Consider the following 16,248-nt stretch of genomic DNA (forward strand, 5'->3'; position numbering starts at 1 on the left):
GCCTCCTGTCGCAATGGAAAGGGGGAGCGCAGCGTCGGCCGCGCTCCGCGGAATCACTTCTGCACGGTGGTGGACACCTGGATCTTGCCGCTCAGGATCTCCTGCTTCGCCTGGTTCACAGCGTCCGTCACCGACTTCGGCAGGCCCGAGATGATCGGTGCGATACCGACGCCGTTGTTCGAGAGGTCGAAGTTGTTCACGCCGCTCTTGAAGGTGCCATCCTGCACGGCCTTGATGGTATCAAACACGGAGGTATCGACGCGCTTGATGGCGCTCGTGATGACGGTGCCGGGCGCGAGGTACGACTGGTCCGTGTCCACACCGACGGCGTAGACCTTGGCGCTCTGCGCGGCTTTGATGGAGCCGATGCCGGTGCCGCCCGCCACCGGGAAGATGATGTCGGCGCCCTGCGAAATCTCGTTCTGCGCGTACTGGCTGCCCGCCGCCTCGTCGTTAAACGAGTTGGTGTATTCGACGATGACCTTGCCTGTCGGATCCACGCTGTGGAAGCCCTGCTGGAAGCCGGCAATGTACGTGTCCACGGGCGGGATCTCCTGACCACCGACCACGCCGACGGTGTTGTGGCTGTTGATGTTCTTCAAAAGATGATTTCTCTGCACCATGCCGGCCACGACGCCCGCGAGATAACCGGCTTGCTGCGACTGGAAGATGGCGCTCGCGACGTTCGGGATGCCGGTGATGCTGTCGTCGATGATGAGGAAGTGCGTCTTGGGATACTCTTTCGCCACCTGTTGGACGGCGTCCGCCATGAGGTAGCCCACGGCAATGACGAGATTATATCCGTCCTGCGCGAAGTGGCTGAGGTTCGGGACGTAATCCGACTCGGACTGCGACTGCACGACGCTCGTCTGGATGTTGGGCAGATCTTTCTGCGCCTCCTGCATGCCGACGTACGCCAGATGGTTGAAGCTGTTGTCGTTGAGTCCGCCGGTGTCGGTGACGAGGCCGACCTTGATGGTCTTGCCGCTCGTCGAGGTGGTGTTGCCAGTGCCGCCGCTGTTCGAGGTGTTGGTGGTGCCGGACGACGAGTTGTTGGTGCCGCACCCCGCGACAAGGGCCGCCGCGGCCAGGATGGAGAGGCCGCTCTGCCAAATTCGCTTCTGCATGTGTCTAACCCCCTTGAGAATGGATCCGATCAACGCAAGCATTTGCTGCCGAGCACGTTTCCATGCTCGGAACCATTCGACGCAGATTCGACACCCGTCGACAGATCTCCTGTGTCAATTTGCTGGATCTCACTTTGGATTCGAGTCCATGTTGCACAAAGGAATTGAAGACGAAAGAGTGTGAAAGGACAGGGAGTTTCGAGGGGGATGATGGCCACGCGAGGGGCGGCGCCGCGCAGCGGTTCCGTGCTTGGTGCCACCCCTCGGGCAAGGCAAACCTGAGGAAATCGCCGGAGTCGCACCTCGGCCAGAGGACAGCGCGGGGTCGCCTGACTGCCCGGGATGCGAACTGGCGCAGCGGCTGGGACGACGGGTGGCGTGGTTACGTGTCCAATTCGCCTGAGGCCACGTCCAGGCTGGCACCCTTGCCGGTTTCGTATCCGCCAATCCACCACGCGACGGCTCCGGCGAGCCCGATGGCCCAGACGAGTGCGTTGAACATGGTGTACGCCGTGATCCCGAAGTTTTGCGTGATGTAGATGGTGGCGATGTACAGGCCGATGCTGATAAACCGAACCAGCGCTGTGTATGTGCCACGCCGCTGCGTCGGCCACACCTCGCCTTTCAAGGTATCCTCGGTCAGATACCCAATGTTCACGAACACGTTCAGCACAATGAGCAACAACCAGAAGAGCGCCAGGCTCTTTGACCAAGCTGGGATGGTGGCCCAGATGACAAGCGTCATGACGAATGAACCCAGATATCCTATCAGGAGAAGCGACTTGCGGCTCCATCGGTCAGCCCAAAGGCCGAAGAAGCCAGAGACGAAGCCTGTGCCGGTCGCCACCAGAATGATGGCGGCGTTCAATTTCGGGAAGAAGTGGGGGCCGAGCACATAGGTCATAAGGCCGAAGCCGGCCGATCCCGCAAACGAGATGGTGAGCGTCGTGAACAGTTTCAGACCCAGACCCACGCGCTTGGCGCGCGAAGCGTCCGACGCTTGCGCTGCCTGCGTGGCCCGCCGAGCCGCCTCTTGCCGCGCCTGATACTCCTCGAAGCCATAGAACCTTTCGATCTCGGCACGGGCGCGATCGTGCTGGCCTGTTCTTTCGAGCCAGCGGATGGACTCGGGGGTGTTGCGGCGAGCGAAGAACAGGATGACGAGCACCGCGAGCAGCGTCACGGCAATCATCGCGCGCTGGAAGGCGACATGTTGATATGCAGTTGAAAGCGCCACGACGCCGAGAATGACGCCACCCAGGTTGATGAAGTTGAGTTCGAGCATCATGGTCTTGCCCCTGTGTCTGTGCGGCATCATCTCGTGTGATACGGCCATGATGGTGTTCATTTCACCGCCTGCGGCGAACAGGAGCATGGCGAGAAACAAAAGGATGAGGGCGTACTGGTTGCTGAAGACAAGTCCGATGGCGCCAAGGCCATAGAGCGCCATGGTGGTGTAGAAGGTGTTCTTCCGCCCGACGCGATCGGCCAACGGCCCGGCGACTGCAATGCCGATGATGAGCCATATGGGCGACCACGCCAGGAGAAGCGACTGAAGCGACTTCGGCATCGGCACCCACTGCGTGGCGACGCTCGAGAGGCTGAAGATGTAGTTCTCGAGCAGCATGCCGAGCCCGAACGACCAGAACAGCCAGCTGTCGGTTCGCGTCCAGTGTTCGTCGCGAACCGTTTGCGGTGCGCTTGACATCGTTTCATCTCCCTTCGATGAGGACAGCTCCATTGTACCCCTTTCCACAGGCGTGCAAGTGGCAATTTGGGTCGGCGCCCTGTTTGGGCGTATGATGGCCTTGATGAGGTCGGGGCTCGCGGGCGAAGCGGCCGGTCGTGATAGCATGAAAGGAGAAGGAACATGGCATTGGATGTGAAACACACGGCGCTTTTGGTGATGGACGTCCAGAACGGCATCGTGTCGCGATACCTGCAGGGTGAGGAAACGCTTCGACCCTTTCAGCAAGCCGTGTCGGCTGCGCGCAAGGCGGGCATCCAGGTCATCTTTGTGCGCGTGGCGTTCAGCGAAGGTTTCCCTGAGGCGAGCCCGCGCAACAAGATGTTTGCGCACCTCGCGCAGGCCGGCAACATGACGGTGAGCGCCGACACCACCCAAATTCACGAGTCGGTGCGGCCAGAGCCGGGAGAGCCGGTGGTCACGAAGTACCGCGTCAGCGCATTTGCCGGCAGCAACCTGGAGGTCATCCTGCGCGCGAAGGACATCACGAACCTCGTGCTCTGTGGCATCGCCACCTCGGGCGTGGTGCTCTCCACGCTGCGCGCGGCCGCGGACAAGGACTACGCGCTGACCGTGCTGAAAGACGCCTGCCTGGACGCCGATCCCGAGGTGCACCGGGTGCTCGTGGAGAAGGTGTTCCCGCGGCAGGCCGACGTCATGACCGTCGACGAGTGGGCGAAGACGCTCGCCTGATGTGGGGAGGCGTGAGGCGTGGAAATCGCGCCGAAGATTCACCTGTTGGAGTGCACCAAGGGAAGCTACAGCTATCTTGTGCTGGGTGACGAGCCCGTGCTGGTCGATACCAGCATGCCCGGGCGTGCGGACGCGATGGTCAAGGCGCTTGCGTCCCTCGGTCTGAAGCCGGGCCACCTCGCCCACATCGTCCTGACGCACCTGGACGTGGATCACATCGGCAATGCCAAGCGGCTAAAGGAGCTCTCCGGCGCGACACTCTGGGCGCCCGCGCCGGACATTCCGTACATTGAGGGTAACGCGAAGCCGAAGGGCGTGCGCCGCGCGATTGCCGGGCTGATGCGCGTCGAACGGCCGAAGGTGGACCGCGCGCTCGAGCCGGGCGCACACGTGGGCGGCCTGGAGGTGGTATCCGCGCCCGGTCATACGCCCGGCCACGTCTGCCTCATCGCGCGCGACACGCTTCTGGCGGGCGATCTCGTCACCACTCGCGGGGGCCGGCTGAAGAAGTCGCCGTCCTTCCTCACCTGGGACAAGGCGGCGCTCAGGCAGTCGCTCGCGGACGTGGGCAGGTTGTCGTTTGACTGGGTCTGCCCCGCGCATGGCGATCCCGTCCGGCGCGGATCCCTGTGGGAGGCGCTGCTGGAGTAGTCGGGGGTTCTGGGCTCGTGAAGGCGAGGCGCGGGTGACGCGCCTCGTTCCGCTCACACGCCGACGTTCGATTCCTCGCGCTCGCGGACGTAGGGCAGGAGCTTTTCGCGCGCCCAGTCCGGCAGCGGGGCGGATTTGCGCTTCTCGAAGTCGTAGTGGACGACCACCGCAGTGCCTTCGCACATCACCTCGCCGCGGACGCTTACGATTTGACAGAAGAATTCGAAGCTTGATCTCCCGAGCCGCGTGAGCCAGGTGCGCGCCACCACGTCGGTGTGCTCGGGATAGCGCGTCTCCTGGCGGAAGTCGATGTGCAGCGAGGCGATGACGAGCGGCAGACGCTGGCCGGGGAACACCTCCTGCAGAAAGGAGATGCGGGACTCCTCCATATAGGTGGCGTAGACCGCGTTGTTCACGTGGCCGTTCAAGTCGGTGTCGCTGTAACGGATATGAATCGGCGTTTCATGGATCAAACTGCATTCCCCCTGTCGGTTTTGTCGCATTTCTCTGCAGTCCATTGTAACCGAAGTCCGCAGGCAAGGAGGAATCCCTGTGCGCCGAATTCACCGGCTCCGCATGGCAGTTGTCATTGTCGCCTCCGGTCTCGCTCGTGTTTGTTCCCGTTGCTTCCTAAACGAGGGGTAGGCTGAATGTTCCCGCCTGCCCACCACGCGTGACCCGGGGAGATGCGCATGGCAGTTGTGACCGACATCCTTTCAGGGCTGTTGATGGCGTGGTTTAGTCTCTTATTCATAGGAATCAACCGGTTCTGCGGGAGAGTCAAGTGGAAGGATCGCGACGCTTGGCAGTACATCCTGCTCGAATGCATGCTGATCCTGTACTTTATCGGGAGCTTGAAGCGATGGTATTTCGTGATCCCGATCATGGCGTTTTTGTTTCCTGTGTGGGATTTTCTCCAGTTCCGTGCTCATTGGCTTTCGTGGATCACCGGTGCCTCGGATGAAAGGCTTCGACGTTATGACGACGCATTCGGTGACAATGTGTACTTGCTTCCCAAATCCGACAGGAGGACTGTGCCGGACGCTTACCACACGGTCCAACACGTTTTGATGGCGCTAAACACGATCGCGGTCTTCGCCATGTTGCGTTGAGGCTTCGAAGCATGCGCGAGCGCGCAGGGCACCGGGCCCTGCGCACTCATCCTTCCATCACGCAGGCGCGCCGCACTTTCCACCCCACGCGCTGCCCTTCCTGGTATTGCGGCGGGCCCACGTGACTCGCCAAGAGCCGCCCGGCGAGGGACTCGAGTTCGTACAGCGTCCGGTGCCCCACGTACTGCACCCGCACCACGCGGCAAGGCAGGGACGCCTCGTCGTCGGCGGTGAGTTCGCACCACTCCGGCCGCATCATGAGCGTCCTGCGGCCGAGATCGGCCGAGCGCGGCGCGGACGTCAGTCGAACCGTCTGCTCGCTGTCCGCGATTTGCACAAGCGCCTGCCCGCTCCCGTTCACCTCGCGCACCACGCCCGTCGCGCACGCGGCCGGCCCCAAAAGCCGGGCGATCTCGGCCGTGCGCGGGTTCTCGTACACCTCCGCGGGAGATCCCACCTGTAGGATCTCCCCGTGCATCATGACGGCCACGCGGTGCGCCAAAGACAGCGCCTCGTCCGCTTGGTGGCTCACGTACAGCGCGGCCGCCCCCGTCTGTCGAATCCGCTCGCGCACCTCGTGCATGAAGGTTTCGCGGTTGGCCGGATCGAGGCTCGCGGTGGGCTCGTCAAACAGGTACAACTCCGGCCTCGACGCGAGCGCCCGCGCCAGGCCGACCCGCTGGCGCTGACCGCCCGAGAGTTCCGACGGATAGCGCGCGGCAAACGCGTCCATGCCGACCGCGGCGAGCACCGATTCCGCCTCGCGCCGCGCCAGAAGCCGCGCCATGCCCCGCCTGCGGAGCGGATAGGCCACGTTGTCCACCACCATCCACTGCGGCCAGAGCGCGTGCGACTGAAATACCACGCCCACGCGCCTGCGCTCCGGCGGAAGAGAAAGCGTCGGCGAGGCCACCATCTCCTCGCCTATCCAGATGGCCCCCGACTGAATGGGATAAAACCCCGCGATGGCGCCGAGAAGCGTGCTCTTGCCCGATCCAGACGGCCCGACGAGCGCGACGATCTCGCCCGCCTCTATGGTCAGCGACGCGCGTCTGACCGCCACCTGCTGGCCGTGTGCCACGGTGACGCCTGCCACGGAGAGGCGATGCGCTTTCGAATCCTTCATCCGAGCTTCACCTCCTCGAGGGGTGCGGCCGGCACGGCCATGCGAAGCTGCGACAGTCCCTGGCTTCGCCGCCCCCTCGGCTCGCGCAGCGCCAAGAGGCCGAGGGCGAAGCTTGCGGCCGTCATCCACACGGCCAGGACCGCGACCGTACGGACATCCCCGCCTTCGCTCGCGGACAGCACGGCCACGGCGATGGTCTGGGTATTCGGGCCGTAAAGCAGGCTCGCGAGTGTCACCTCGTACAAGCCAGACATGAGCGCCTGCAGCGCCACCTGGCGCGCCGCGGGCCGGATGGCGGGCCAAATCGCCGCACCATACGCCCCCGCAGGCCCTGCGCCAAACGATCTCGCCGCGCGCCACGGTTCGGGCGGCGCATTCCCGCGCGCCGCCACGATGGCGTCGGCGAGGCCGTAGAACTTCGCTACGTACGCGAGACCCAGGATCCACCAGGTGCCGTACAGCACGTGCCCGAAGGCCACCAGGATGGCGACGGCCACGGCCGTTCCAGGCGCCGCGTACAGCAGCCATAAGGCGAGATGGGCCGCCCGCGCCACCGCGGAGGCTGGCACGGCTTCTGCGGCGACAAGACCAAGCAGGGCGATCACGGCGGCGACCAAAACCGCGAGGACGACCGTGTGCACGAGCGCCGGCCACGCACTGACGAGCGGCGAAAACAGTCCCGCCGCGTCCCAGTTCCTGGGTGTGGGCGGCAGGCCGTAGGCTCGCGTGAGGGCGGTGAGCACAAGGGCGGCGAGCGGAAGGCCGCTCGTCGTCGCCACGTACAGCCCGTATGCAGCGAGCGAAATCGCGCGAACCCGCTTGGGAAACAGGGGCAGCGGTGTTGCGCTGGGGGCAGACGTGCCGAGGCCGGGATCGAACCGCATGGCCGCTCGGCTCACGGTCACCGCCAGCGCGCCGACGGCCATGAGTTCAAACGCCTGCCATGTGGCGGCCGTGAAACCCTGCGTGCCGCCCGTGGACAGGTTGGCGAAGATGGAGGTGGCCGCCGTGCGAAACCCGCTCGGCTCGCCGAGTTCGTACGGGACGCCAAAGTCACCCAGGGAAAACGCGAACGACAGCGCGCAGGCCGCCAATAGCGGGCGCAGCGCCACCGGCCGGAACGCGGCCCAGAAGGCGCGCCAAAGCCCGGCCCCGCAGGAGCGCGCGGCCCACATGGGTTCGACGTTCATGGCCGCAACGGCGGTCAGTCCACTCAGATAGCCGATGGGGGCCGCGTGGATGGCGAGGGCCGCCGTGACGCCCCATGGCCCGTACAGCCAGCTCACGTGGACGTGCGCCAACTGGTCCAAAAGGCCCGCCCGGGCGTAGGCGTCGCCGAGCGCGAACGCGCCGATGAACGGCGGCGTCCACAGCGGCAGGAGGCTGATGGCGTGAAGCGCCGCCTGACCCCGGCGCACGGCGCCAGAGAGCATCACGGCCCAGGCCATGCCGACGACGCTCGCGATGGCGCTCGATACGGCGCTCGTCCACAGCGAGTTCCAGAGCGGGCCGAGGGTCGAGGCGATGCCCGCCGCCGACGGGAGTTCAAGGGCGAGATGGAGCACGGGGTAACCGCATAGAACCGCGGCGGCCGCGGCGAGCACCAGCGTGCCAACCGCGGCGATCCACGAGATGCGCGATTTCATCGGAAGATCTGGGCGAACTGGTGGAGGATGTTCGCCCGGTCTCGTTCCAACTGCGCCCAGGGCACCTGCATCAGCGCCGCGCCCTTCGGCACCGTGGGGGACGCGCCGACGACCGGGGACAGGCCGACGGACGCCACCACCTTCTGACCGGCCGGGCTCAGGAGCCAGTTGGCAAACGCCTTGGCCACCGGCGTCTCGTGTCCTTTGACGAACGCGAGAGGCCCCGGCACCACGATGGCGCCGTCCTCTGGCCACACCACGGCGATGGGCGATCCTTGCTTCACAAGCGTGAACGCGGCGCTGTCGTTGGTCATGCCCACGTCCACCTTGCCGCTCGCGACATCATCCGCGACGGTCTTCACCGACGACTGCACCGCCGCGCCGTTCTGCTTCAGCGTTTTAAAGTAGTTCCAGCCGTATCGCGTCTCCATCATGCCGACAAACGCCATGGTGGTGCCGGAATAGGACGGATCGCCGATTTCCACCTCGCCCTTGTACGCGGCGCTGGTGAGGTCGCGCCACGAGTGGGGCACAGGCACGGACATGCCTTTGTGGTACACGATCACGTCGTGAAACACGTACGCCCCCACCCAATCCGCGCCCTGATCCGCGCTCGGCAGATGGCTTGCGGCAGACGGCTTCTCGCGCGAGAGAATGCCCTGGGCGGCCAAGGTGTCCGCCGCGGTCGGATCGGCCAAGAGCACCATATCCGCGCCGATGGCGTGCGCCTTCGCCTCCGACTCGAGCCGCGTCACGAGCGCGCCCGTGCCCGTGGTCACCATCTGCACGCGCGCGGCCGGATCGTACGCCTCAAACGCCTGTGCCAGCGCCTGCGCGTTCTGCTGGGTCAGCGCGGCGTACACCGTGACGGTGCCCGCGGGCTTCGCCCCTTGGGCGCTCGCCGCGGCCTCTGCGGGGGCATGGGGATGTTGCTCGGCGTGCCACGCTGCGACGCCCGCCGCGACGACCACCGCCGCCGCGGCGACACTCAATCCCTTCATGAGCATGCGTTTCACCCTCCATTCGTCTCCTTGCTCCGATGGTACCGAGCGTGTGTGGAGATTCGATGAAGGGAAGCGCACGCAACGGTAAAAGATTGGGAACCTTGTGTTGAGATTTCGTCACGCTTTGCGCATGTACATCCGCACCGCGAGCGGGGCAAAGACGAACATGATGGCCGCGGCGCCGGCGAGCGAGATGGCGATGTCCGGCGTCGCCTGGCCCTGATTGGCGAGCGATCGCACGGCGGCAATCAGGTGGGAGAGCGGATTGACGTTGACGAACACCTGCAGCCACTTGGGCATGGTGTTGACCGGCGCGAACGCGTTCGACAGGAACGTGAGCGGGAACAGGATGAGCATCGAGATGCCCTGCACGCTCGCCGCCGTCCGCGCGACGACGCCGAAGAACGCGAAGATCCAGCTGAGGGCGAACGCGCACACGATGACGAGCAGCGCGGCGGTGGCGACGTGCGCAAGGCCCCCGCGCGGGTGATAGCCCATGAGGTACCCCACGGCGAAGATGAGGACCGTGGCCAAGAGGTACCTCACCATGTCGGCGAGGAGCGCACCGGCGAGCGGCGCGATGCGGGCGATGGGCAGGGCGCGGAAGCGATCGAACACGCCCTTGTCCATGTCTTCGCGCAGCTGGACGCCGGTGACGACCGATGCGGTGATGACCGTCTGCACGAGGATGCCCGGGATGACGAGCGGCAAATAGTTCTGTGAGTTGCCGGAGATGGCGCCGCCGAAGATGTAGGTGAACATGAGCGTGAAGATGATGGGCTGCAGCGTGACGTCGAACAGCTGCTCTGGCGTCCGGCGCATCTTCAACAGGCCGCGGTAGGCCATGGTGAGCGACTGGCGCAGCGCAGTCGCCATGGAGGCGCGCGCCGGGATGACTGCGAAGGCTGTCTGTTGCATCAGGCACTCTCTCCTTCGTCGGCGGTTTCGGCCTCGTGACCGGTGAGGGCGAGGAACACCTCGTCTAAGGTCGGCTTTTGCACGCCGAGTTCGGTGATGTCGATGCCGGCTGCCTTCAGCGCCACGAGCAGATCCGGCACGACGCTCGTGTCGGCCACAGGCGCGATGATCCGGCGCCCCTCGGGCGAGGGCGTGGCCTGCGCGCCAAGCGCCGCTTCCACGATGGCGCGCGCCCGCGGCACATCCTCCGGGTTGGCGAAGGTGAGGTGCAGGGACGACCGGCCCACCGACGACTTCAGCTCGTCCGGCGTGCCTTCCGCAATGACGCGGCCGCGATCGATCACGGCGATTCGGTTCGCCAGCTGGTCCGCCTCGTCCAAATATTGCGTGGTCAGGAGCACGGTTGTGCCTTCGCGCACGAGCTGGCGGATGGTGTCCCACATCTGGGCGCGCGTGCGCGGATCGAGCCCGGTGGTGGGTTCGTCGAGGAAGATGAGCGGCGGCGTGGCGATGAGGCTGGCCGCGAGATCCAGGCGGCGCCGCATGCCGCCGGAAAAGTGCTTCAGCGGGCGATTGCGCGCCTCGGTGAGGCCGAACTGCTCGAGCAGGCGCTCTGCCGTCGCTCGCGCCTCGCGGCGGCTCTGTCCGAGGAGGCGCGCGAAGAGCACCAGGTTTTCCGCGGCGGTGAGTGTCTCGTCGACGGAGGCGTACTGACCAGTCACGCCGATGAGCTGGCGCACGCGGTGCGCGTCCTTCACGACGTCGTGGCCGAAGATGCGCGCCTGGCCTGCGTCTGGGCGGATGAGCGTCGCGAGCATGCGCACGGTGGTGGTCTTGCCGGCGCCATTGGGGCCGAGCAGGCCGTACACCGTGCCGGCCTGCACGGACAGGCTGATGCCGTCGACGGCGCGATGGGGGCCAAAGGCCTTGACGAGATCGACCGCTTCGATGGCGACGGACGTTCGCCGTGCGGCGGCCGACGTCTGGGCTTGTGTAATTATCAGGGACATGCGAAAAAACCTCCTTTCGCGCTCATCGTAGCGGCGGAAGATGAACGGACGATGAACGGAAAGGAGGTCGGTTTTTCGCGTCAGCGCGCGGACGCGTCGAGCGCGCCGACCACCGGATGCGGGACGTACGGTTCTTCCAAGTAGCGCATCTCGTCGTCCGAGAGCTTGACGTCGATGGTGGCCACCGCGTCCTCGAGGTGGTGCATCTTGGTGGCCCCGACAATCGGGGCGGTGACGCCCGGCTTATGCAGGAGCCAGGCCAGCGCAATCTGGGCGCGCGGAACGCCGTGGCGCTCCGCGAGCTCGCCGACGCGATCCAGAATGGCCTGATCGACCTCTGCCATGCGGTCGTACTTGGCGCGCTGCACCTGGTCGGTCTCGGAGCGAAGCGTCGATTCGGACCGCCCCCGCGCCAGGCGGCCAGCGGCGAGCGGGCTGTACGGGATGACGCCGATGCCCTCCTCGCGGCAGAGCGGCATCATCTCGCGCTCCTCCTCGCGGTAGATGAGGTTGTAGTGGTTCTGCATGGAGACGAACCGGGTGAGCCCGCGCCCATCCGCCACGGCCAGCGCCTTCATGAACTGCCACGCGTACATGGCCGACGCGCCGATGTAGCGGACCTTGCCGGCCTTGACGAGATCGTGCAGGGCCTCGAGCGTCTCCTCAATGGGCGTCTGGTAGTCCCAGCGGTGGATCTGGTACAAATCCACGTAGTCCGTGCCGAGCCGCTTCAGGCTTTGGTCGATGGCTTCCATGATGGCCTTGCGCGACAGGCCGCCGGCGTTCGGCCCCTCGCGGAGCGGGAAAAACACTTTGGTGGCGATCACGACCTGATCCCTCGGCACCGCTTCCTTGAGGATCTTGCCGACGATTTCTTCGCTCGTGCCGATGGAGTAGACGTTCGCCGTGTCGAAGAAGTTGATGCCGAGATCGAGCGCGCGGTGGATGATGGGCCGCGCGTCCGCCTCGTCGAGCACCCAGGGATGTTGCCAGGTGCCGGGCTTGCCAAAGCCCATGCAGCCGAGGCAGATGCGAGAGACCTCAAGGCCAGTTCGGCCGAGTTTGACGTATTCCATCGCTGAAACCTCCTTTTGTGCCGTGGGTGTGACCCCGCCCGGCGTCCCGATGGCTTGGCCTCAGACGTCCAGGTGGCGCGAGCACATCCACTTGACAATCTCGGGGTCGGTCTGGGAGAAAAACAGGCTCTTGCCCGTGTCGAGCGCCCGGATTTCGTCCATCTCTTCCGCGGAGAGCTCGAAGTCGAACACGTTGAAGTTCTCCTGAATGCGCTCGGGGCGAACGGACTTGGGGATGACGACGACACCCCGCTGAATGAGCCAGCGCAGGACCACCTGGGCGACCGACTTTCCGTGCCGCTTGCCGATCTCGGCGAGCACGGGGTTTTCAAACAGCCCGTTTCTCCCCTCCGCAAACGGGCCCCAAGATTCGATTTGCACACCATACGCCTGCATGATCTTGTGAGCCTCAATTTGTTGGCAGAAGGGGTGCGTTTCCACCTGATTCACCGCGGGCGTGATCTCGTGGTGCATGATGAGATCGATCAGCCGATCCGGCGCGAAGTTGCTCACGCCGATGGCGCGGATCTTCCCGGCTTTGTACAATTCTTGCATGGCGCGCCACGCGCCGTACACGTCGCCGAACGGCTGGTGGATCAGATACAGATCCACGTAGTCGAGCTGCAACCGGTCGAGCGATCGCTGAAAGGCCGCCAACGTCGATTCGTAGCCCGCGTGCTCGACCCAAAGCTTGGTGGTGACAAAGAGTTCTTCCCGCGGGACTCCGCTCTTGCGGATGGCTTCGCCAACCGCTTGTTCGTTTTGGTACGACGCCGCGGTGTCAATCAGGCGATAGCCTACGCGGATGGCGTGGAGGACCGAGCGCTCGCACAGGTCCAAATCCGTAATCTGGTACGTCCCGAAGCCCAGCATCGGCATGCGAACGCCGTTGTTCAACGTCACATACTCCATGGGCGGACCTCCTTTCCGTCTATGGAGATTGTCCCACACAGACCGCATCCCGGCGACGCACATTCTCGCGCGGGCTTGCCAGATCCTCGCGCGTGTGAGTAGGAACCGAGCGGCGGGAGGTCGAATGCTCATGACAGCAGGTGAGGTGAAGATCATGCAGAAGGTCACCCAACGAGGCGCGAGCGCGCCTGGTAGCTCCGAGCTCCTGGGCCGCATCAGGGCGGCCATGGCAGAAGCTCTCTGCGAAGACGGCGCCCATTCGACGCCTGTGCCGGGTCTCACGCTGTTCCGCTGGTCCGAGACGTCCTCCCCGCGGCACGGGGTGTATCGCCCGTCGCTTTGTGTGGTCGCCCAGGGCGAGAAGCAGGTGTGGCTCGGTCAGCAGGTCCTCACGTACAATCCGGCCACGTACCTCGTCTCTTCCATCCACGTTCCGGCGCAATCGCGCGTGAGCCGCGCGTCTGCCGCACAGCCCTATCTGGCACTTCGCATCGAGTTTGATCCGCAGGAGTGGCTGGACCTGCTCGAAGGGGGCGCGTTGGGCCGCGAAGACGAAGTCGAGCCCGAGGCGGGTCTCTGGGTTGCGCGCATGGAGGAACATCTCCTCGATGCCATCGCTCGCTACGTCGATCTGGTGCGTCACCCTGAGGACGTGCCGTATCTCGCGCCCCTCTGGCGCCGCGAGATCTTTTATCGCGTCATTCGCGGCGAAGGCGGCCAGCGGTGGGCGCGCCTCCTCGCTGCGGCCGGCCAGGCCAACCCCGCGCACCGCGCCGTGCGCCACCTCGCGGAGCATTTTCGCGATCACGTCCGCATCGACGATCTCGCCGCTCTGGTGAACATGAGCCCTTCCACCTTGCACCGCCACTTCAAAGCGCTCACGCACATGACGCCCATCCAGTATCAGAAGCGGCTGCGATTGCTGGAGGCCCGCAGGCTCCTCCTCGGCGGCGCGCAATCCGTGACGGAGGCGGCGCTCTCCGTCGGCTATGAGAGCGTGTCGCAGTTCACCCGCGACTACGCCCGCCTCTTTGGCTTGCCGCCGAGCAAGGACGTGGAGCGCCTCCGCCTCGCGCCGTGACGGACAGGCCCGCTCTTCAACAGGCCCGCCGTTCACGCGCCGTTCATCTTGGCGAGGTATCCTTGCGCGTGAGGTGATGAACATGGCAACCATCCTCGTGGCCGACGACGAGCCTCACATCCGCGAACTCGTGCGCAGCACGCTCGAGCGGGAAGGGCATCGGGTGGTGGAGGCGGCGGACGGGCGCGAGGCGGCGGATGCACTGGCCCATGAGCCCGTGCAGCTCGCCGTGATCGACGTGATGATGCCCGAGGTGGACGGGTTCGAGCTGACGCAATGGTTGCGCGAAGAGCGCGATGTGCCGATTCTGCTCCTGACCGCGCTCGGGGAGACAAGCCACAAGGTGCGCGGCCTTCGGCTCGGCGCGGACGACTACCTCGTCAAGCCCTTCGCCCCCGAGGAGCTTGTGGCGCGCGTCGAGGCGCTTCTGCGCCGCTATCGCATGCGGGCGGACGGCGCGCTCGATCTCGCCGGACTCCGCCTCCTCTCGGACACGTATGAAGTCGAGGCGAACGGGGAGCGCACGTCGCTTCCGCCGAAGGAGTTTCAGCTTCTGTTCACGCTGGCCGCGTCGGCGGGCAGGACGCTCTCCCGCGACAAGCTGATTGAAGAGGTGTGGGGGTACGACTACGCGGGGGACGAGCGGACGGTGGACGTGCACATCAAGCGGTTGCGCGACAAATTCCCCGAGGACATCTACCCGTTTCGCATCCGCACCGTGCGCGGGTTGGGGTATCGCCTGGAGGTGAACGCGTGAAGGAGCGAGCCGCCTCGCGGGGGTCTGACGACTTCCGCGCCCGTCACGTGCGCTGGCAGTGGCGCGAAGCGTTGGATAGGCTAATCTGGATGTCGTGTTGGTCGTTCGTATTGCTGAGCGCCTCGTACGGCGTGGTGCGCCTCATCGGGCGCGCATTCGGGTGGCGGCCCGTGCCGTATGGCCAGCTGATGATGATTGGCGGCGTGGGCCTGGTGATGCTCGCGCTCGTCGCGCTTCTCTGGAATGCGCTTGGCTTCGACCGCGATGATCGCCTCTTTTTCCGCATTCTCGACTCCTTGCGCGAGATTGGCCGCGGGAATTTCAGCGCTCGCGCCATGCTGGAGGTCCGGCGTGGCTTGCCGGATCACCCCATGAACCAGCTGGTGCTGCACGTTCGCGAGATGGCGGAAGGGCTCGAGCGCATCGAACAGATGCGCCAGGAGTTTGTGGCGAACGTTTCCCACGAGATGCAGACGCCGCTCACGTCCATCCTCGGTTTCGTGAAGGCGCTCAAATCGGACGGGCTGTCGGAAGGCGAGCGGCGCCACTATCTCGACATCATTGAGGCGGAGAGCGAGCGGTTGTCCCGCCTGGCGGACAACCTGCTCAAACTCACCTCGCTCGAATCAGGCCATCACCCGATGACGCTCAAGCGCTTCCGTCTCGACCGCCAGCTGCGCGAGGTGGCGATTGCTTGCGAGCCGCTCTGGACGGAGAAGGGTCTCCTTCTCGACATGCAGGTGGAGCCCGTCGAGTTGGAAGGCGACGAGGACCTCCTCGGCCAGGTGTGGATGAATCTCCTGTTTAACGCCATCAAGTTCACGGAGCCGGGCGGCCGAATTCAAGTGCGCCTCGAGAAGGAAGACACAGGCGTCTGCGCCTCGGTTGCGGACACCGGCATCGGCATCCGTGCGGAAGATATGAGCCGCGTATTCACTCGCTTCTTCAAGGCGGACCGGTCGCGCGGCAAACCGGGCAATGGGCTTGGCCTCGCCATCACCAAGCGCATTGTGGAGATGCACCACGGGGACATCTCGGTCGAAAGCGAGCCAGGGCGTGGGTCGACATTCAAGGTGCACCTGCCGTATACTCAGGGTGGAAGATGAGGATTGGCGTTCCATCGCCGAAGCTTATGAATTCGGGTGTCCTTCGGGGAGGCGTGATGCGTGCTCGCCGCCGAAATTCTCCTTCTTCTCCTTTTCGCCGCGATTGAATTCGCCGTTGGACTGTTCTTTGCCTGGGCGTTTGCGCGCATGTTTCAGGTGAGGTTGTCGAAAAGGACGAGGCTGTGGATGGCGACCGTCTGGGCTGCTCTCGGCGTGATGCCCACTGTGCTTGGAATTAACGGAGGATTGTGAATCGGTTGATCGAACGCCGGAAAGGAGTTT

At 64.9% G+C, this 16,248-nt stretch carries 17 protein-coding genes; 7 read left to right on the forward strand and 10 right to left on the reverse strand.

Annotated elements, in window-relative coordinates; translation table 11 throughout:
• Nucleotides 1-53: 53 nt before the first annotated feature.
• Entirely contained in the window at nucleotides 54-1,127 is a 1,074-nt protein-coding gene (locus AMA01_RS06555; RefSeq protein WP_067849170.1) for a BMP family lipoprotein, read from the reverse strand.
• A 382-nt stretch (nucleotides 1,128-1,509) separates the two neighbouring features.
• A complete protein-coding gene (locus tag AMA01_RS06560; RefSeq protein WP_067849173.1) occupies nucleotides 1,510-2,835 on the reverse strand; it encodes an MFS transporter in 1,326 nt (441 codons plus the stop codon).
• A 162-nt stretch (nucleotides 2,836-2,997) separates the two neighbouring features.
• On the opposite strand from AMA01_RS06560, the gene AMA01_RS06565 reads away from it, so the two are divergent.
• The gene (locus AMA01_RS06565) at nucleotides 2,998-3,567 is read left to right on the forward strand and encodes a cysteine hydrolase family protein (RefSeq protein WP_067849176.1); all 570 of its coding nucleotides are present in this window, start codon (nucleotides 2,998-3,000) and stop codon (nucleotides 3,565-3,567) included.
• Between the two features lie 18 nt (nucleotides 3,568-3,585).
• Complete coding sequence (locus AMA01_RS06570) at nucleotides 3,586-4,218, forward strand: MBL fold metallo-hydrolase (protein ID WP_067849179.1); 633 nt, start codon at nucleotides 3,586-3,588, stop codon at nucleotides 4,216-4,218.
• 53 nt (nucleotides 4,219-4,271) lie between these two features.
• On the opposite strand, the gene AMA01_RS06575 is transcribed toward AMA01_RS06570, so the two are convergent.
• The gene (locus AMA01_RS06575; RefSeq protein WP_067849182.1) at nucleotides 4,272-4,691 is read right to left on the reverse strand and encodes an acyl-CoA thioesterase; all 420 of its coding nucleotides are present in this window, start codon (nucleotides 4,689-4,691) and stop codon (nucleotides 4,272-4,274) included.
• 219 nt (nucleotides 4,692-4,910) lie between these two features.
• Between AMA01_RS06575 and AMA01_RS06580 the strand changes: the two genes are divergently transcribed.
• Complete coding sequence (locus AMA01_RS06580; protein ID WP_012809497.1) at nucleotides 4,911-5,330, forward strand: hypothetical protein; 420 nt, start codon at nucleotides 4,911-4,913, stop codon at nucleotides 5,328-5,330.
• 46 nt (nucleotides 5,331-5,376) lie between these two features.
• On the opposite strand, the gene AMA01_RS06585 is transcribed toward AMA01_RS06580, so the two are convergent.
• The 7 genes from AMA01_RS06585 to AMA01_RS06615 all read right to left on the reverse strand — a co-directional run bounded on the left by AMA01_RS06585 (nucleotide 5,377) and on the right by AMA01_RS06615 (nucleotide 13,022).
• Nucleotides 5,377-6,456: an ABC transporter ATP-binding protein gene (locus AMA01_RS06585; RefSeq protein WP_067849185.1), complete on the reverse strand. Its 1,080-nt coding sequence runs from the start codon at nucleotides 6,454-6,456 to the stop codon at nucleotides 5,377-5,379.
• A complete protein-coding gene (locus tag AMA01_RS06590) occupies nucleotides 6,453-8,102 on the reverse strand; it encodes an ABC transporter permease (protein WP_067849189.1) in 1,650 nt (549 codons plus the stop codon). Before AMA01_RS06590 ends, AMA01_RS06585 begins: the two co-directional genes overlap by 4 nt.
• A complete protein-coding gene (locus AMA01_RS06595) occupies nucleotides 8,099-9,109 on the reverse strand; it encodes an extracellular solute-binding protein (protein WP_067849192.1) in 1,011 nt (336 codons plus the stop codon). Before AMA01_RS06595 ends, AMA01_RS06590 begins: the two co-directional genes overlap by 4 nt.
• A gap of 114 nt (nucleotides 9,110-9,223) precedes the next feature.
• Nucleotides 9,224-10,024, reverse strand: coding sequence for an ABC transporter permease (locus AMA01_RS06600; protein WP_067849195.1), 801 nt, complete (start codon nucleotides 10,022-10,024; stop codon nucleotides 9,224-9,226).
• Nucleotides 10,024-11,034 (reverse strand): ATP-binding cassette domain-containing protein, encoded by a 1,011-nt coding sequence (locus tag AMA01_RS06605; RefSeq protein ID WP_067849198.1) that lies wholly within the window; start codon nucleotides 11,032-11,034, stop codon nucleotides 10,024-10,026. Before AMA01_RS06605 ends, AMA01_RS06600 begins: the two co-directional genes overlap by 1 nt.
• A gap of 80 nt (nucleotides 11,035-11,114) precedes the next feature.
• A complete protein-coding gene (locus AMA01_RS06610; protein WP_067849201.1) occupies nucleotides 11,115-12,110 on the reverse strand; it encodes an aldo/keto reductase in 996 nt (331 codons plus the stop codon).
• Between the two features lie 60 nt (nucleotides 12,111-12,170).
• Entirely contained in the window at nucleotides 12,171-13,022 is an 852-nt protein-coding gene (locus AMA01_RS06615) for an aldo/keto reductase (RefSeq protein WP_067849203.1), read from the reverse strand.
• Between the two features lie 130 nt (nucleotides 13,023-13,152).
• On the opposite strand from AMA01_RS06615, the gene AMA01_RS06620 reads away from it, so the two are divergent.
• The 4 genes from AMA01_RS06620 (at nucleotide 13,153) to AMA01_RS06635 (ending at nucleotide 16,218) form a co-directional block, all read left to right on the forward strand.
• Nucleotides 13,153-14,103, forward strand: coding sequence for an AraC family transcriptional regulator (locus AMA01_RS06620; RefSeq protein WP_197459977.1), 951 nt, complete (start codon nucleotides 13,153-13,155; stop codon nucleotides 14,101-14,103).
• Between the two features lie 82 nt (nucleotides 14,104-14,185).
• The gene (locus tag AMA01_RS06625; RefSeq protein WP_067849209.1) at nucleotides 14,186-14,860 is read left to right on the forward strand and encodes a response regulator transcription factor; all 675 of its coding nucleotides are present in this window, start codon (nucleotides 14,186-14,188) and stop codon (nucleotides 14,858-14,860) included.
• Complete coding sequence (locus tag AMA01_RS06630; RefSeq protein WP_067849212.1) at nucleotides 14,857-15,966, forward strand: sensor histidine kinase; 1,110 nt, start codon at nucleotides 14,857-14,859, stop codon at nucleotides 15,964-15,966. The genes AMA01_RS06625 and AMA01_RS06630 overlap by 4 nt, the downstream gene beginning before the upstream one ends.
• 60 nt (nucleotides 15,967-16,026) lie before the next feature.
• Nucleotides 16,027-16,218 carry a hypothetical protein gene (locus AMA01_RS06635; protein WP_067849215.1) on the forward strand — a complete coding sequence of 64 codons (192 nt, stop codon included), beginning with the start codon at nucleotides 16,027-16,029 and terminating at the stop codon, nucleotides 16,216-16,218.
• Nucleotides 16,219-16,248: the final 30 nt, after the last annotated feature.

This window comes from Alicyclobacillus mali NBRC 102425, from assembly GCF_001570745.1.
Taxonomy (GTDB): Bacteria; Bacillota; Bacilli; order Alicyclobacillales; family Alicyclobacillaceae; genus Alicyclobacillus; species Alicyclobacillus mali.